14 protein-coding genes are annotated in these 16124 nt (G+C 60.1%); 9 read left to right on the forward strand and 5 right to left on the reverse strand.

The features are described from left to right. Positions 1-13 precede the first annotated feature (13 nt). The 4 genes from ACKFRX_RS11360 to ACKFRX_RS11375 all read left to right on the forward strand — a co-directional run bounded on the left by ACKFRX_RS11360 (position 14) and on the right by ACKFRX_RS11375 (position 6962). Positions 14-712, forward strand: a complete 699-nt coding sequence (locus tag ACKFRX_RS11360; RefSeq protein ID WP_408927889.1) for a response regulator — start codon at positions 14-16, stop codon at positions 710-712. A 581-nt stretch (positions 713-1293) separates the two neighbouring features. After that, complete coding sequence (locus ACKFRX_RS11365) at positions 1294-4737, forward strand: bifunctional proline dehydrogenase/L-glutamate gamma-semialdehyde dehydrogenase (protein ID WP_408927890.1); 3444 nt, start codon at positions 1294-1296, stop codon at positions 4735-4737. A 119-nt stretch (positions 4738-4856) separates the two neighbouring features. Beyond that, positions 4857-6230 (forward strand): AI-2E family transporter, encoded by a 1374-nt coding sequence (locus ACKFRX_RS11370; protein WP_408927891.1) that lies wholly within the window; start codon positions 4857-4859, stop codon positions 6228-6230. Between the two features lie 204 nt (positions 6231-6434). Then, positions 6435-6962 carry a hypothetical protein gene (locus ACKFRX_RS11375; protein WP_179387056.1) on the forward strand — a complete coding sequence of 176 codons (528 nt, stop codon included), beginning with the start codon at positions 6435-6437 and terminating at the stop codon, positions 6960-6962. On the opposite strand, the gene ACKFRX_RS11380 is transcribed toward ACKFRX_RS11375, so the two are convergent. Together ACKFRX_RS11380 and ACKFRX_RS11385 are read right to left on the reverse strand one after the other, a co-directional pair. Continuing rightward, positions 6959-7549: a nucleosidase gene (locus tag ACKFRX_RS11380; protein ID WP_408927892.1), complete on the reverse strand. Its 591-nt coding sequence runs from the start codon at positions 7547-7549 to the stop codon at positions 6959-6961. The two genes, ACKFRX_RS11375 and ACKFRX_RS11380, sit on opposite strands and share 4 nt — an antisense overlap. 23 nt (positions 7550-7572) lie before the next feature. After that, on the reverse strand, positions 7573-8556 hold the full coding sequence (locus ACKFRX_RS11385) for a hypothetical protein (RefSeq protein ID WP_408927893.1): 984 nt from the start codon (positions 8554-8556) through the stop codon (positions 7573-7575). Positions 8557-8938: 382 nt separating this feature from the next. Here ACKFRX_RS11385 and ACKFRX_RS11390 point away from each other — a divergent pair, with 382 nt between their 5' ends. From ACKFRX_RS11390 to ACKFRX_RS11405, 4 genes are all read left to right on the forward strand, one after another. Next, a complete protein-coding gene (locus ACKFRX_RS11390) occupies positions 8939-9949 on the forward strand; it encodes a hypothetical protein (RefSeq protein ID WP_408927894.1) in 1011 nt (336 codons plus the stop codon). A 74-nt stretch (positions 9950-10023) separates the two neighbouring features. Next, positions 10024-10782 carry a hypothetical protein gene (locus ACKFRX_RS11395; protein ID WP_408927895.1) on the forward strand — a complete coding sequence of 253 codons (759 nt, stop codon included), beginning with the start codon at positions 10024-10026 and terminating at the stop codon, positions 10780-10782. A 106-nt stretch (positions 10783-10888) separates the two neighbouring features. Further along, positions 10889-11434: an LppP/LprE family lipoprotein gene (locus tag ACKFRX_RS11400; RefSeq protein ID WP_408927896.1), complete on the forward strand. Its 546-nt coding sequence runs from the start codon at positions 10889-10891 to the stop codon at positions 11432-11434. Between the two features lie 102 nt (positions 11435-11536). Beyond that, positions 11537-12238 (forward strand): LppP/LprE family lipoprotein, encoded by a 702-nt coding sequence (locus ACKFRX_RS11405; RefSeq protein ID WP_408927897.1) that lies wholly within the window; start codon positions 11537-11539, stop codon positions 12236-12238. A gap of 293 nt (positions 12239-12531) precedes the next feature. Here the strand turns inward: ACKFRX_RS11405 and ACKFRX_RS11410 are convergent, their stop codons facing one another. From ACKFRX_RS11410 to ACKFRX_RS11420, 3 genes are read right to left on the reverse strand one after another with little or no spacing between them, the layout of a single operon-like run. Next, a complete protein-coding gene (locus tag ACKFRX_RS11410; RefSeq protein ID WP_408927898.1) occupies positions 12532-13815 on the reverse strand; it encodes a sulfate adenylyltransferase subunit 1 in 1284 nt (427 codons plus the stop codon). Next, positions 13815-14714 (reverse strand): sulfate adenylyltransferase subunit CysD, encoded by a 900-nt coding sequence (gene cysD, locus ACKFRX_RS11415; RefSeq protein WP_408927899.1) that lies wholly within the window; start codon positions 14712-14714, stop codon positions 13815-13817. The genes ACKFRX_RS11410 and cysD overlap by 1 nt, the downstream gene beginning before the upstream one ends. Next, positions 14714-15499 carry a phosphoadenylyl-sulfate reductase gene (locus ACKFRX_RS11420; protein ID WP_179387063.1) on the reverse strand — a complete coding sequence of 262 codons (786 nt, stop codon included), beginning with the start codon at positions 15497-15499 and terminating at the stop codon, positions 14714-14716. Before ACKFRX_RS11420 ends, cysD begins: the two co-directional genes overlap by 1 nt. A gap of 172 nt (positions 15500-15671) precedes the next feature. Here ACKFRX_RS11420 and ACKFRX_RS11425 point away from each other — a divergent pair, with 172 nt between their 5' ends. Then, positions 15672-16091 carry a methylenetetrahydrofolate--tRNA-(uracil-5-)-methyltransferase gene (locus tag ACKFRX_RS11425; protein ID WP_250409138.1) on the forward strand — a complete coding sequence of 140 codons (420 nt, stop codon included), beginning with the start codon at positions 15672-15674 and terminating at the stop codon, positions 16089-16091. The last annotated feature ends 33 nt before the right edge of the window (positions 16092-16124 follow it).

Consider the following 16124-nt stretch of genomic DNA (forward strand, 5'->3'; position numbering starts at 1 on the left):
ATCTGGTCTTCGGTTGCCCATCTCCATGGTGCCCGAAGTAAAGACATCCCTCTTGGTCGTCGATGACGACCCACTTGTCCTTGAGGCCTTGGGGCGCTATTTTGCCTCGGCTGAGGACATGGAGGTGTGCGCCACCGCAGAAAATGGCAAGGTCGCCCTCGAGCTTTTGCAAGAGCAGGACTTTGACGTCATTGTCGCGGACATCCATATGCCCGAAATGGATGGCACGACCCTCTTGCGCGAGGTCAACAAGCTGGAAGACCCGCCGGTCTTTGTTGCGATGACCGCGATGGACAACGACGAGACCCTCAAAGAGGTCATGTCCAATAAGGCTGCGGCCTATATTTTAAAAAGCTCCAAACCCGTCTACATTTTGGATACCGTGCGCGAGGCCGTGCGCGGCGGCACGGTTGTCACCCCACAGTCGCTTACCCGCTTGTTTGAGCAGCTTCCTGATTGGAACGCTGAGGGAACCAGCGCCGATGCGGCTGCCGCAACCGCCAAGATCAAGGACAATCACCATATCTCCCCTGCGCTAGAGCAGGTCCTGGACTTGGTCTGCCAAGGAAAGTCCAACGAAGAGATTGCCAAGAGCACGCGTTATGCACCGGGCACGGTGAAGAAGTATGTGTCCACACTGCTCAGTGAATTCCACGCCAAGTCGCGGCTCGAGCTGGCGGTGAAGGCGCTCAAGGCCGGCTACGGTTCTTAGAACCCAATTGTTGGACAATCCGGGGGTGGGCTACCCCCGGATGAGTTAATACCCCCTCTAAACCCCACATGCTGGGGTTTATGTTTTGTTTTTCTACCCCCGTTTACCATTTTTCAAAAGAGACTAGCATCACGTTTGCTGCTTTCCTATAATTGCGGCAACACAAAAGTTCATAGTATTTCCCAGGCAACATTTGGAACCTGAACCTGCAGGGTTGCCGCACGTCAGAGCGCTATGGCGCTCGCGTTTTCCTCTAGCCTTACACAGTCACGTCATAGAAAGCAGGTGAGTGTTGAACACCAACCTGGCGCGCGTTCGTCGCAGCAGCGATAGGCCTCCCGTCCGCATTCGGTCCGCATAGTGGCCCGCTGAACATCGCATTTCACTCCGAATCCCTGCGACCCTCACTTTGCGTCGCGCGCACCCGCGTGTTCGCTCCTCACCCGACTGCAGCCCTGCAGCACCACATAGCTCACCGTTTACGTCCCACCCGCCCGTATCGCCCGGCAGCCCACTGTCCGGCACGAATACCGCTAGCGGCTAAGGGGATGTGACCCGTTTGAAGAAGAGGTAGAACCCATATGACTTCTCCTGCCAATACCCGCCTGCCCATCTCTGATGATGTGGAAGCAGTCCTGCCCGCAGCGATTAGCCGCGCACACGACTGGTTGAAGTCCACTGCGGACGAAGAAGATAAGGCCACCGAACAGCTCGCGGACCTGCTGCGCGATGAGGACGGCGTGAAGTTCACCATGGACTTCGTCGACCGCGTCATGCGCCCAGAAGATGACAAGGTTGCCGCACACGCGCTGAAAGATATTTCCTCTCACTATGACCCGTCGTTCCTCGGCAGCATCAATGGTGCGCTCGTTGGTGCCGGTGGTTTCTTCGGCCCCATCCTGCCGAACCTAGTCATGCCGGTTGCCCGCCTGTACATGCGCAAGATGGTAGGCCACCTGGTTCTGGACGCCGAGTCTGATGCCCTCAACAAGATCCTGGACAAGGCCGCCGAATCCGGTGAACAGCTCAACCTCAACCTGCTGGGTGAAGCCGTGCTCGGTGAGGAAGAGGCGAAGTCCCGCGCGGAGCGCACCCTCAAGCTCATCCGGAACCCACGCGTAACCTACGTTTCGGTCAAGGCTTCCTCCATGGTGGCCCAGCTTAACCACTGGGATATCGATGGCTCGGTAGAGCGCCTCAAGGAGCGCCTGCGCCCGCTGTACCAGGCTGCGGCCGACCGCACCGACAAGGTCTTTATCAACATGGACATGGAGGAGTACCACGATCTCCACCTGACCATCCGCCTGTTCAAGGAGCTACTCAGCGAGCCGGAATTCCTCACTCTGGATGCCGGCATCGTGCTGCAGGCTTACCTGCCGGATACCTTTGATGCGCTCAAGGATATCGCTGACTTTGCTAAGGAGCGCGTAGCTAAGGGCGGCGGCAAGGTCAAGGTGCGCATTGTAAAGGGCGCGAACCTGTCCATGGAAAACGTGCAGAGCGAGGTCCACGATTGGCCGCTGGCTACCTACACCAACAAGCTCGACGTAGACGCTAACTACTACCGCCTGCTGGACTTCATCCTGCGCGAGGAGTACGCCGGCAGCATCCGCATCGGTGTAGCAACCCACAACCTCTACACCGCCGCAATGGCCTATGAGCTGGGCAAGAAGCGCGGCGTGCTGCACATGATGGATTCGGAGATGCTGCAGGGCATGTCCCCAGCGCAGCAGGCAGCGGTGCGCAAGGTCTTTGAGGGCCGCCAGATCCTCTACACCCCGGTGGTTCATGCGGATGACTTCGATGTCGCCGTGTCCTACCTGGTGCGCCGCCTAGAGGAGAACTCCGCGCCGCAGAACTTCCTCTACGCCCTCTTCGCCCCGGGCGAGGAGCCGTTGGCGGACCAGGAAGAGACGTTCCGTCGGGCCGTCGCCAAGCGCTGGGAAACCTTCGCTGGTGCCCGTCGCACCCAGAACCGCCTTGAGGAAAACGGCCGCCAAGCACCGCGCACCGGCCGCTTTACCAACGAGGCAGATACTGACCCGGCGCTCGCGCCGAACCGCCAGTGGGCGCAGGAAGCACTCAAGCGCAATCCGGGCGAGCACGGCATCGCGGAGGTTACCGACCCTACCGCGGTCGAAGGCCACATCGCCCGCGCCAAGGAGCTGGGCACCGAGTGGGGCAAGCGCCCTGCCGCCGAGCGCGCCGCCGCACTGGAGGCCGTGGCGGATCAGATTGCCTCCCAGCGTGGCAAGTTCATCTCCGTGGCTGCGTATGAGGCCAATAAGACTGTTACCCAGACCGACCCTGAGGTCTCTGAGGCGATTGACTTCTGCACCTACTACGGCCAGTCCGCACGCTTGCTGGAGGAGTCCTACTCCGAGTTCACCCCGCACACCGTCACCGTGGTGACCCCGCCGTGGAACTTCCCCATTGCCATCCCGACTGGCGGCATTGCGGCTTCCTTGGCGGCGGGCTCGGCGGTCATCGTCAAGCCTGCACCGCAGGTGGTTCACTGCGGCAAGCTCGTGGTGGAGGCCTTCCGCACCGCCCTCGAGGCACAGGGCCTAGATCCGGATCTGGTGCAGCTGGTGCTGACTGATGAAGCCGCGGCCGGCAAGGCCCTGCTCTCCCACGATGACGTGGACAATGTCATCCTCACCGGCGCCTCCGATACCGGCGCGCTCTTCCGTTCTTGGAAGCCGAAGATGAACATTATGGCGGAGACCTCTGGCAAGAACGCGCTCATCATCACCCCAGCCGCAGACCCGGATCTGGCCATCGATGACCTCTACAACTCCGCCTTTGGCCACTCCGGCCAGAAGTGTTCGGCGGCCTCCCTGGTTATCTTCGTCGGCGCGGCCGGCAAGTCCGAGCGCCTGCGCACCCAGCTGCTGGACGCAGTCAAGACCCTTAAGCCGGGCCCGGGCTTCGATATCACTACCACCATGAACGGTCTGGCGGAAGCGCCGAGCGAGAAGCTCCTGCGCGGTTTGACCCAGCTCGAGCCGGGCGAGAAGTGGCTGCTCAAGCCGGAAAAGCTCAACCAAGAAGGCACCCTGTGGTCCCCGGGCATCCGCGATAATGTGCAGCCGGGCTCTTGGTACCACAAGAACGAGTGCTTCGGCCCCGTCCTGGGCATCATGTACGCCGATACCTTGGAAGAGGCTATTGCCTGGCAAAATGACACCGGCTATGGCCTGACCGGCGGCATTCACTCGCTTGACGACGCCGAGATTGAGTACTGGATCGACAACGTTGAGGTGGGCAATGCCTACGTCAACCGCGGCATCACCGGTGCGATTGTTCAGCGCCAGTCCTTCGGCGGGTGGAAGAAGTCCGTCATGGGACCGGGCGCCAAGGCTGGCGGCCCGAACTACGTGGCACAGATGGGTGAGTGGGCCGATGGCGAGCTCAAGCCGCGCAACGTGGACATTGCCCCAGCAAGCCTCGCTGCGCTGCACCGCCTGCGCGATAACCTCTCTGGCAAGCTCACCGAGGAGGACATCACCTGGCTATGGCGCGCCGCTGAGCTGGACCAGGTGGCGTGGCAGGAAGAGTTTGGCCGCAACCACGACCGCACCGGTTTGGTTTCTGAGGCCAATATCTTCCGCTACCGCCCACTTCTGACCAAGCTGCGCGTGCGCGTGGGCGAAGGCTACGAGCTGCGCGAGGTTGCTCGTCAGGTGCTGGCCGCCGCAATTACCGGCACCGCCACGGAAATCTCCGCCACCCCGGAGGTTGCCACCCAGCTGCAGGACCTCGGCTTCGACGTCAAGGCCATCACCGACGAGGCTTTTGCTACCGACGTGGCCAATGACGCCTCCTCCCGCGTGCGCGCCCTGGGCACCGTGCCGGATTCCATCTACGAGGCCGCGGTGCGCTCCAACTCCGTGGTGCTGGACCAGCCCGTGCTTGCCGACGGCCGCCGTGAGCTCATGCCTTACCTGCTTGAGCAGGCAGTTTCGGTTACCATGCACCGCTTCGGCATTATCCGCAACGTAGGTAACCTGCGTGACGAGTAATTCTCGGCCGCGTCAGCGGACGCGTTAAAGGTACTGAAGGGAGGTAGCGCCCCGCCCGTGGGCCGCTACCTCCTTTTTCGTATATGCGCTGCGAGTTTTATGTGGCATAGTGGTAGACAATGTCTACGTCACATAATTCGTCTTCCCGCGACGAGGCCAAGCGCCCGTCTGCGCAGGAAAAAGGCAACGCAACACAGATCCAAAAGCCGGGCGAGGAAGATTCGCATACCCTCGTCGCTTATGATGATGCGCACCTTGGTGCAGAGGCTGCCAGCGAGCACCCTGCCGAGCGCGACGATAAATCCGCCGTCTTGGCCAAGGATTTCCGCACCATGGCCAAGATCTCGGTAGTCTTCATCCTCATCGTCGCCGGCCTAGCGCTGGCCGGCTACCTGCTCAAGTTCATTTGGGTGGGCCTGCTGCCGGTCTTGCTCGCCATTCTCGTCTCCACGGTGCTCTACCCCATCAGCGCGTGGCTGCGCAGCAAGGGATTCCCGCGCTCGCTCGCGGCGGTAAGCACCTTGCTCGGCCTCATCATTGTCTTCTGCGGAGTCTTTGCCGCCATGGCGCCCGTAGTCACGAGTCAAAGCCAAACGCTCATTAATCAGGCCGAAGACGGCATCAACCAAATCACGGAGATGGTGGAAAAGTCCCCCATCGATATCCAAAGTGACCAGCTACAGTCCGTTCTGCAAGACGTGGTCAAGTTTGCCAAGGGCCAAGCCTCTACCATCGCCACCGGCGTTATCTCTGGTTTCTCGATGGCCAGCTCCATCGTCGTGGCCGCGCTGATCATGCTCTTTGTCACCTTCTTCATCATCAAAGACGGCGACAAGTTCTTGCCGTGGCTGCGCAAGTACACCGGCAATTCCACCGGCTGGCACATCACCGAGCTGGGGGCGCGCATCTGGAAGACCCTGTCCGGCTTTATCCAGGCGCAGGCCGCGGTGGCCATGGTGGACGCAGTCCTCATCGGCCTTGGCCTGTGGGTGCTGCAAGTTCCGCTCGCGCTCGTCATCGCCGTGGTGACGTTCTTCGCCAGCTTCATCCCGATCATCGGTGCGGTCACCGCTGGTGCCCTCGCCATCATCATCGCGCTGGTTTCCAATGGCCTGACCAACGCGCTGCTGGCGCTCGCACTTATCATCATCGTCCAGCAGGTGGAAGGCAATGTCCTCCAGCCGATGCTGCAGTCCAAGGCCATGGGCCTGCACGCGGCCGTTGTCCTGCTTTCCGTGACCGTCGGCTCCACCCTGGCGGGCATCGTCGGCGCCTTCCTCGCCGTCCCCGTGGCCGCAACCATCGCCGTTGTGGTGCGCTACCACGCCGAAATGGCTGCGCTGCGCTCCGGCGAAGTCGAGCCCTCCGATATAGACATCATCACCGGCTCCAAGGACGATCCTGAAGACTTCAGCGACTTCACCTACGAACACGATGAGACCCCACGCGACAAGGTAGAGCAGCTCTACCAGTCCATGAGCCCGCTGAGCTAAGACTCAGCCACCACTAGCAGCGCGCCGGCCCTCCCCGGCGCGCTTTTATTTTCCCCGACACACTTACCCCTAAAAGAGTGCAATTGGGCTGCGCACAAGACATTTCCTCCGCTTGCAGTTGCGGCCGCCTCCCGTGAAATTAGCATTGTCAACGGGCCCAAGAAGACGCCCATTTCTCTTTCTATTTCATATCAAGGAGTATTCATGCGTAAGCAATTTGCAGGCGCTCTCGCCGCCGCTCTCGTAGTATCGTCCATCGCTGTTCCTGCCGCACAAGCAGATACGTTCGAGCGGGCGAACGGCGGCTGCTGGGCAATTTCGGAGAACGATGAATTCGTAGTTCCCGAGGAGCTGATCGGCCAGCCCATCGAGTGGGGCCCAGACAAAGAAAAGAACTTCCTCAGCGATGATTACATGCGCTGGAATATTAGCAAGCACGACGATCTCATCGGTTGGTCCAATAAGCAGATCGCTACCTACCAGCGCAATGGCGTAACCCCTGACGAGCAGCGCCGCATCGACCGTATTAAGATTTTCCGCGGTCAGCTGCAGACTCAGCGCAATGATATGAACGCCTGCCTGCGCGCTGGCGCCAAGGATCCGATCTCTCAGCTGTCTTCGCAGTTCGGCCTGCCGACCATCGCTCAACTGCAGGCGCAGTTTGAAGCGCAGATCCGCCAGGCTGAAGCACAGCTGCGCAAGATGGCTGCGCAGTTCGGTATCAAGTTCTAGCGCAGAAAGCCTAGGTCCGTAGCGGCCGAGGCGAGCTGGCGCGCGCCACGGTCAAGCACGTTGGCCCAGGTGCCCTTGGATTCCTCATTGGCGGAATCGGACACCTGCTTAAGCAGGGTGCAAGGCACATCGAAGCGCCGGCATACGGCGGCGATGGAATAGCCTTCCATGTCGCACAACTGCGATTTCTTGGCCAACTCGGTGCGCAGGGCGGTATCGGAGACAAACATGTCGCCCGTGGCCAGTCCGCGCACCGGCAGGCGGCCGGAGGTCTCTAGCTCGATGGTCTCTGGCAGCAGGTAGCGGTTGATATCGGTAAGCACTTCTAGCTTGAAGTCATGCTTGGTGACCTTGTCCACTTCGAAGACGCCAGCCATGCCGTCGACAAGCGCGCCGGCCGTGCCAATGTTGACCACGCGATCGGGAAGGGCGCCGTTAGCGCGGGCGTCGGCAAGAGCTTCCGTCAGCGCAATGGCCGCCGGAACCGTACCGATTCCGGTGATGAGCAGGGGTTCGCCTTCCGGAATGTGGGCGGCTTCCGCATCCACGGCGGCGACGAAAAGGGTGCGTCCGTTGAGATTCTCCATGCCTGCGAGAATACCTGCCCGCCCTAGTCAAAGTTCAATGTGCGGTTCTTCTGGCGCAGGCGAATCGTAATGTTTTTCTGTCCGGCGCCGAGGGCAATGATTTTCCCACTGAGCACCCGGGCGACGGCCAGGTCTTCCTCCGTCGGTGCTTCGGCCGCGACCCGCGCCGTAGGCAGCCAAGCATCGTGCGGGTCTGGCGCGCCGAGGTGAATGAGCCGTTCGCGCTCCACGTCGATCCAATAGCCCTCCGTGGCCATGAAGCGATCGTGGCTCCCCTCGAAGGAATCGCGGCGCCACCCGCCCTCGGCCACGCGGAAGACAAAGGGGCAATAGCCAAAACGCGAAGGCACGATATAGCGCGTCTGGGGGCTGACGCGCCAGTGGCCGCGCGCGGAGCTCCACACTTGGCGGTATGTATCGGCCAAGCACATGCCCAGACGCAGGCGCTGTTGTCTGTCCTCGTCCAGCCCAGCACCTTCTACCTGGGTGTTTAGCTCCCCGAGCCGCGTGGCATCGGCCACGTACATGCCCAGCCACGCTTCCTCCGGAGTGGTGTACGGGCCGGTGATATCACGGTGGAAGGAATCCGGCACGGCTCTTTCCGCGTCCTGGGGCAGGCGCTGGCGGGCGGCAAAAGCCCATAGGCGCGGATGTCCCATGCGGTACAGCATCACCGTCGCCCGCGGCAGGCGGTCGTGCACCTGCTCGCGCGTCAGATAATCACCCGCGCTGATGCGCCGCAGCAGCTGCTTAGCGATGTCCCCCTCTACCTGCTGCTCCATTCCCGGCGCGACTTCCATCTCCGGCAACTGGCTAAGCAGCATCAAATCGATGATGTCTCCCAAATCAAAGACCTTGCTCAATTCTGTATGCGCCTCTGAGCCAAAAGCCTCAATTGCGTCATACCCCAGGGCACTGCCCAAGCGGCGGATGAGATCCGGGGACACGCTCACCCGGTTGCGGGTCGCGTGCAATTCCGCGGCGTTGAGATTGCGGTCCAGGCCCACGAGGGCTCCTTTCTCCCCCTCATCGGGGATTTAATTCTTGGTCATGCTTGGGATTAAGCCGGACATTGGTCTTTGCATTGTAGGAGGCCGACCTTTCCTGTGTGCCTTCTGAATGTTTCTTGGCAACGTGATGAGGGCGTTTTCCAGACGGCAAAGCCACTATGGTTCCCTCCGTAGCTTATACAGATCCGTGCAGCAATGTTTCCCTTAAGCCTTACGCGTTACATTTTTCTCTTTTTACATCCATTGAAACTACCCCTTCAGGGCATCATTCAGAAGAATTCATGCAATCCGTGTGTCTATAGTATGACGCGGATTGATTCTCAGCTTTCCGCTCTCTTTCGCATTCGTTTTCCACTCTGCGTGCATTGGAGTCCAAACCTTGACTAATAACAACGCTTGGGGTCAACCGGAGCCCTCCTCCCCAGACCCCGGCTCCTCGGGCAGCACCCAAACCTGGGGTGCGCCCTCCCCCGCATCCCCTACGCAGGAACCAGATCCCAAATCCACTGGCAAGGGCAAACGCCTAGCCATAATTGTGGTAGCCGTCTTGGCGGCACTCGCTCTTGTAGGCGCTGGTGCATGGGCGCTGCTAAATAATCACGATTCCACAGACGACCCAGGCTCCACTCTTTCAGCCCCAGCTTCTACGCCTTCAGGTTCAGCGGCCTCCAAAGAGGCTTCTTCAACCGAGTCCGAAGAAGTTACAGAAGAGAAGTCCGAAGGCAAGGACAAGAACGCTGCCGCAGCGGATGCTCCTACCAAATACGAAAAGTGCAATGACTTCGCAGATGAAAAGCTCAGCTCGTTGACTAGACCAGTTAAGCAGTATTGCGATGACTCATGGCTTTTTGCCGGTGAAGACGGGACTTCAAACTTAACGTTGTTCTATTGGACTGACAATGCGTGGCACAAATACAAAACGGATGGAACAGCTTGGCCCTCTGATATCGGATGCTATGACCAAGACAAGCTTGAAGAAGCAGGAGCACCGCTTCCCCTCCTTGACAAGGTCGCACTTTGCACCGATGAAGGCGACACTTCAACAGAAGCCGAAGACACCGAAGAAGACCCCGCAGCAGACGAGTTTGCGTGGGCCGGCGACTGGAACGGCAAATGCGATGGTCGCTATATCCTCATCGTTGAATCCGCACTGATCGATGGGCCAGAACCATATACTGAGACCTCTCGCGTCCAGGATAAATACCCCGGTTCCAAGATCCTTCGCGGCGGGGCCTGCAGCTCTCTACGTGAAACGGTAGACGGCAAATCCGTCTACGCCATTTACTATGACGCCGGTTATAGCGTGGACAAGGTCTGTTCCCTTAAGGCCCAGTATGGCGGCAATGCTCGTTCCCTAAACGATAAAGGAGACTTCTCCGATCCCTGTTAATCCCCCTATACCCCTCCCCTATCACTCTCCTTCCGGCATTTTCACGGCCTATTTACACCAGAAAGGACCCTGCCGTGGCTCACTACAATCTCTACAACTCCCTCTCCCTGGATCCTTCCGCTGAGTCTTCCCAGCTAGTCGCCGATGTCAAGGCCAAGCTAGCTCAGTTAAGTCCGGAAAACGCAGCAGCTCGAGACGAGCTCACCACTGCTCGTGAGATTTTCTCGGCTGAAAGTCGCCGCTCGCAATATGACAAAGAGCTGGCAGACCCGACCGGTCCAGAGGTAGATATCGCACGCATTCGCCAAATTGCAGCTTCCCCTGCTGGAACAGCTACAGGCATATCTACTCCCACGCATGAGGCCCCATCCCCTGAAGCCAATAGCGCATACACCCCTGCCCCCGGATATACCGCTGCACGTACGTCACAACACGGTTGGCCTACTCAAACCACTTCCCAGACTCCGGCTCCATCCAATAGCACCGGCTTCAGCAGCTCTAAAAAGCAGTTCACTGTTGACTTCAGCAATATGGCATTCGCGGTTGAACCTGCCCGCCAACGCTGCCAGTCCATAATGTGGTGCGTGGTATGGGGAATCCTGCTGTTGATGTGGCTCATCGCCGGTATCCGCGGGCTCTCCTTGGCCGGCACGGCCAACGATGCCACCGCAATGAGCCTGATTATGGGCTCTTCCGATCTCGAAGCAAAGACGGCAAACTTCACCGCCTCAATGATCAAGACTGTTATCGCTACCCCGCTTCTGCTTGTCCTGGCAGAGTTCATTTGGTCTATCCGCAAAACCCTCGGTCTAAAGGGCGCCAATAATGCATAGACTTCGCTTCACGGCAGGCATTGTGTTAGCGGGCTTAGTCGTGACCGCCTGCACTGAGAATTCCACGGACACCACAGGCCAAGAGCCTACGATTGAGACAGCGACTATGTCTGCTACAGAAGAAAGCAGCGATGCCAAGCCGGAAGAATCGCCCACTGACTCAGCTGCGACGGAAGAAGAAACTACTCGGCCGGTGCCTCCGAACGTCGTGATGGATGACGAGCAGCCGAGTCCGGAAGCCGACACCACTTCGTCATGTGGCGCAGCTGATGCCCAAACGGCATTCTCCAAGGGAGTATCCCAAGTCGCTCCCTGGGGCACCATTGGATGGGAGCTCTTTGATTCCTCCGGCTATGACCCCTGCGCATCCCTATCGTGGGAAACCTTGATGATTGAGGGAGGATCCAGCTCTTCGCCTTTCCACATCATGCTGTTTAACCATGGCGAATACTTAGGCACCGCAACGGCAAAGCCCTATGGATTCGCCCCCACTATTGAGCGCGTGAGCGATTCCGAGATCGCGGTAACCTACCACTGGCCGCGCGAAGGTGAAGGCAATGCCAACCGCTCAGGCACAACCAACGCAGGCTTCCGGTGGGATGAAGGACAGCAAAAGGTCATCATGTCCGGCGACGTACCGCCAACGGGATAAAGAGTTTAGGATTGTCATTTCGGCTTTTCTTGGCCAGCGCTGTTGCTATTGTCGGGTTTGACTCGGCTTCCTGCTAATAGTCCCGCGAAAGGAAACTCGACCATGCTCAACAGCCTCGACCATTTCTTGCTTCAACTGCGTCCCGCAGCAGCAGTGGCTAGCTCCGGTGTTCTCTGCCTTTCCTTAGCAGCCTGTGGAAGTGATTCTGCGGATCCAGAAGATTCGCCTTCTTTCTCTGCTGCAAAGGAAAGCGCTCCCGAAGCGGACCAAGCTACCTCTTCCGCCGACAGAAATACTGAAGAAAAGCCCGCGCGAAAGACCACTACCGTAGTCGAAGCTCCTCCAGAGAAGAAGCAGGACGAGAGTGTACCTAGCCGGGGTCAAGGCAATGGTGGCTCTTCTGAGTGCAGCTCCGACAACGATGAGAGTGCCTATAAAAAGGCAATCGCTCAGGTCGAGCCATATCCAGGACTTGATAGGCCGTGGAGGCCTTTTGACTCCAATTTTGACCCGTGCGCAGATCTTTCGTGGATAACCGTCACGCTCGAAGGCGCGACTGCTTCCTCGCCGTATCACATCCTCCTTTTCCACAATGGCGAATACCTAGGAACGGCCACCGCCAAGGCATATGGGTTTTCGCCAAAGGTCAGCCGAGTGGATGATTCCGAGATTGCAGTTACCTACCGCTGGCCAAAGGAGGGTGAGGGCAACGCTGAAGCATCGGGGACGACACAAGCCGGCTTCCGTTGGGATGAAGGTGCGCAAAAGGTAGTCATGTCTGGGGACGTTCCGCCTATGCAATAGTTCGATGTAAAACAAGCACGTTTCGCCAAAATTTCACCAGTTAGGCGGCGAAACGTGCTTGTTTTGCTCGAAAAGCGGTCACCGTGCGGCGATGCGGGGCTTCGAAGGGCGTGCGGAAGCCAAGAAATGGCCGCGTTCTAGGCTTTCGCGCTGGTGGCGGCGGTTGTCCTGCTGATCGTGAACTTGACCGTAGTAGGGCCTACGGTGTTCGGTATCTCCACGCCGCTACTGCTCGGAGTCACGGGCATCATAATGATGCGCGGTGAGAGAAGCAGCAGCGGCGCACAGGACGACTAACGCAGGCGGTGGCCTACGAAGCCGGCGGCGAGGGTGTTGCCGGAAGATTGGTCGATGAGCAGGAAATTGCCCACCGCGCCGCGGGCGGCGTAGTCCTCGACGGGGAGCTCGGCTTGGGTCTGGATAGTGATGTGGGCGATGTCGTTCATGGCGACAGACTCGGGGTCCTCAACATCGGAAACGCCATCAAGATCCAGGGTGCGGGCGACGGCGGCGACGCGGGCCTTAACCAGGGAAGAGCCGTAGCGCAGCTTGAGCATCTGGCCGGGCTTAATCTCCTTTTCGGTCAGGCCCACAACGGTGGCGTCGAATTCGCGGGTGGACGCGGGGCGCTGGGGGCCGGCGAGGAGATCGCCGCGGGCGAGATCGACGTCGTCGGCAAGCAGGAGCGTCACGGAGTCGCCAGTAGCGGCGGAGTCGGCCGGACCGTCAGCGGTATCGATCTGGGTAATGGTGCTGGTACGGCCTTCAGGGAGGCGGACCTCGTCGCCCACGGAGATGGAGCCCGCCTTCACGCGGCCGGCGTAGCCGCGGTAATCGGAGGCGTGCTCGCGGATGACGTACTGGATGGGGAAACGGAAATCCAGCTCATCGGCGCGGCCGGTGGCCACGGGGACGGTCTCGAGCACCTCGAGGACGGTCGGTCCGGTGTACCAGGGCATATTAGAGGAACGCTCAACCACGTTATCGCCCTTGAGCGCGGAAATCGGCACCACGGTGGTATCGGTGATGTCTAAGCGCGCGGCGATCTGGTTGAACTCAGACTCAATATCGCGAAAGACCTGCTCGTCGTAGTCCACGAGGTCAATCTTGTTCACCGCGAGGACTACGTGGCGCACGCCGAGGAGGGCGGCGACGTTGAGGTGGCGGCGGGTTTGTTCGACGACGCCATGGCGGGCGTCGATAAGAAGCACCACTACCTGCGAGGTAGACATACCGGTGACCGTATTGCGGGTGTACTGCACGTGCCCCGGGGTATCGGCGAGGATGAAGGTGCGCTTATCCGTGGCGAAGTAGCGGTAGGCCACGTCGATAGTGATGCCCTGCTCGCGCTCGGCGCGCAGGCCGTCGACAAGCAAGGAAAGGTCCATGCCATCGAAGCCGCGATCGGTGGAGGTGCGCTCCATGGACTCGACCTGGTCCGCGAGCACGGACTTGGTGTCATAGAGCAGGCGGCCGACGAAGGTGGACTTGCCGTCATCGACAGAGCCGGCGGTGCACAGGCGCAGGGTATCGCGCTGCTTGAGGGCGCCGACATTGGGCGCGAGGGTCGTGGTCATCAGAAGTAGCCTTCCTTCTTGCGGTCCTCCATGGCGGACTCGGAGAGTTTGTCATCGGCGCGGGTGGCGCCGCGCTCTGAGAGGGTAGAAATGGAAATCTCCGCGAGCACCTCATCCGGGGTCGATGCGGTAGATTCCACGGCGCCGGTGCAGGACATATCGCCCACGGTGCGGTAGCGCACGGTGCGGGTTTCCAGCTCCTCGCCCTCAGCCGGGCCGCCCCACTCACCAGGGGCTAGCCACATGCCATTGCGCTTGAATACCTCGCGCTCATGCGAGTAGTAAATGGAGGGCAGCTCGAGTTCGCGGGCGCCGATATATTCCCAAATATCGGACTCGGTCCAGTTGGAAATGGGGAATACGCGAACGTTTTCGCCGGCCATCTTGCCGCCGTTGTACAGATCCCAGAGCTCGGGGCGCTGGCGGCGAGGATCCCAGCCGCCGAAAGAATCGCGGATGGAGAAGATGCGCTCCTTGGCGCGGGCACGCTCCTCATCGCGGCGGGCGCCGCCGCATACAGCGTCATACTCGCGCTCGGCGATGGTCTCTACCAGCGGCACCGACTGCAGCGGGTTGCGGGTACCATCGGGGCGCTCCTGCAGGTCGCCGCGGTCAATCCACTCTTGGACGCGGGCGACGTGCAGGCGGGCACCAGATTCTTCCACGAGGCGGTCGCGGAAGTCGATGACCTCAGGGAAGTTATGCCCGGTATCGACGTGGAGGAGCTCGAACGGCACCGTGGCCGGCGCGAAGGCGCGGCGGGCCAGCTCGAAAATAACGACGGAGTCCTTGCCGCCGGAAAAGAGGATGCCTACCTTGTCGAACTGCCCAGCCACCTCGCGCAGGATGTGGATGGACTCGTTTTCTAGGTCTTTTAGGTGTGGAGAAAGTGTGCTCATTATTCGTGTAACCCGCATTCTGTCTTGCCGTCTGCAAATACGCGCCCGGACCGGGCATCTTCGCCTTCACCAACCGGGAAGGTCAGCGGGGCGCAGCCGATGGAGCGGTATCCCTGCAGGGTGAGTGGGTGGATGATGAGGTCGTTGTCCTCGATATAGCGGTCCGTATCGTCTAGATCCCAGGTAATGATGGGCGAGATCTTCAGCCGACCGGTGCGGTCGAGACTCAGCGCCGGGGCGGTGGCGCGGTGCTCGGAATCGGCGCGGCGCAATCCGGTAACCCAGCCGGCATAAGGATCCATGGCCATGTTCAGCGGCTCGACCTTGCGCATGCGGTTATAGGCCGCGGTATCGCGGGCGTAGAGGCGCGGGCCGTATACCTCGTCTTGTTCTTCTGGGCTGAGCAAAGGCAGCACGCGAACAAGTGGCAGGTCCGGGTAGCGCTTTTCTACCTCGTCGGCTACCTGCAGTGTTTCCTGGAAGTGCCAGCCAGTATCGATGAAAAGCAGGTCTGCATCGAGCCCGGCGCGGTGGGCGAGCTCGGCCAAGACCGTGTTCTCCATAGACATGGTCACGGCCAGGCGGCCGGGTGCGTGCTCGGCGGCCCATTCGGTAATGGTTTCCGCTGAGGCGTCATAAAGCTTATCCGCCCACTGGTCCACCAATTGCTGGTTGCGCGCGGCTACCTCGGCGTCCAGCGGCGCGGTATCGCGCGTGCCTTCCGGGGAGATGCTGGGGTCGCGGTAGTTCTTGCCACCGTCCAGCAGGTTCGTCGTTGGGTTCATGCCGTCACACATTAGGCAAAACCCCGAGGCGGCGCAGCGGATTTTGGGCGAAAAGCCGCTGAGCTTGGCGGGAGGTGCGAATAAAAAGTTTCCAATCCGTACCAAGCGGACTAGATTTACAGACAAGACAGTCTATTGCGGGCGTCCGCGCCCCGCTCAAGGAGGCACTTTCATGCAGCGTATAGCCATCATCGGGGAGGGCCCGGCAGCCCTATCCACCGCCGAGAAGCTTATCAGCGCTGGCATGTGTGTGGACCTCATTGCCCAATGCACCGCACCATTCGGTCTACTTCGCCGCTTTGCGGGCTTGGCAGGCGTGCTGGGCGACGCCGTCACGGGCTCCCACTGCGACCCCGGCACCACTCCCCGCTTGCGCCTTATCGGCAACGTGCGGGTAGGACCAGACGGCGATATCACGCATAATGAAATCCACCGCCTGGCCGCCTCTGGCGACCGCGAGCTACTCGTCTTGGAACTCAAGGCTCGCGGCGTGGCCGTCACCACGTGGGAGGGCCTATGCGCCCCACTGCAGGATTTTGAAGACTGGCGCAGCGTCATCACCCGCGCACAGCTGGCTCACGTGGGGATTTAGCAGCAGTTATCAACTAGCGCCCCACCCACCACC

Origin of the sequence: Corynebacterium tuberculostearicum, assembly GCF_046097465.1 — a bacterium.
Lineage (GTDB): Bacteria > Actinomycetota > Actinomycetes > Mycobacteriales > Mycobacteriaceae > Corynebacterium > Corynebacterium tuberculostearicum_I.

What these genes read in the sequence shown, in the direction of transcription:
- ACKFRX_RS11420 (WP_179387063.1), bottom strand. Translation starts at nt 15,499, where the DNA reads ATGAACCCAACGACGAACCTGCTGGACGGTGGCAAGAACTACCGCGAC.
- ACKFRX_RS11400 (WP_408927896.1), top strand. Translation starts at nt 10,889, where the DNA reads ATGTCTGCTACAGAAGAAAGCAGCGATGCCAAGCCGGAAGAATCGCCC.
- cysD (WP_408927899.1), bottom strand. Translation starts at nt 14,714, where the DNA reads ATGAGCACACTTTCTCCACACCTAAAAGACCTAGAAAACGAGTCCATC.
- ACKFRX_RS11410 (WP_408927898.1), bottom strand. Translation starts at nt 13,815, where the DNA reads ATGACCACGACCCTCGCGCCCAATGTCGGCGCCCTCAAGCAGCGCGAT.
- ACKFRX_RS11375 (WP_179387056.1), top strand. Translation starts at nt 6,435, where the DNA reads ATGCGTAAGCAATTTGCAGGCGCTCTCGCCGCCGCTCTCGTAGTATCG.
- ACKFRX_RS11370 (WP_408927891.1), top strand. Translation starts at nt 4,857, where the DNA reads ATGTCTACGTCACATAATTCGTCTTCCCGCGACGAGGCCAAGCGCCCG.
- ACKFRX_RS11380 (WP_408927892.1), bottom strand. Translation starts at nt 7,549, where the DNA reads ATGGAGAATCTCAACGGACGCACCCTTTTCGTCGCCGCCGTGGATGCG.
- ACKFRX_RS11405 (WP_408927897.1), top strand. Translation starts at nt 11,537, where the DNA reads ATGCTCAACAGCCTCGACCATTTCTTGCTTCAACTGCGTCCCGCAGCA.
- ACKFRX_RS11425 (WP_250409138.1), top strand. Translation starts at nt 15,672, where the DNA reads ATGCAGCGTATAGCCATCATCGGGGAGGGCCCGGCAGCCCTATCCACC.
- ACKFRX_RS11365 (WP_408927890.1), top strand. Translation starts at nt 1,294, where the DNA reads ATGACTTCTCCTGCCAATACCCGCCTGCCCATCTCTGATGATGTGGAA.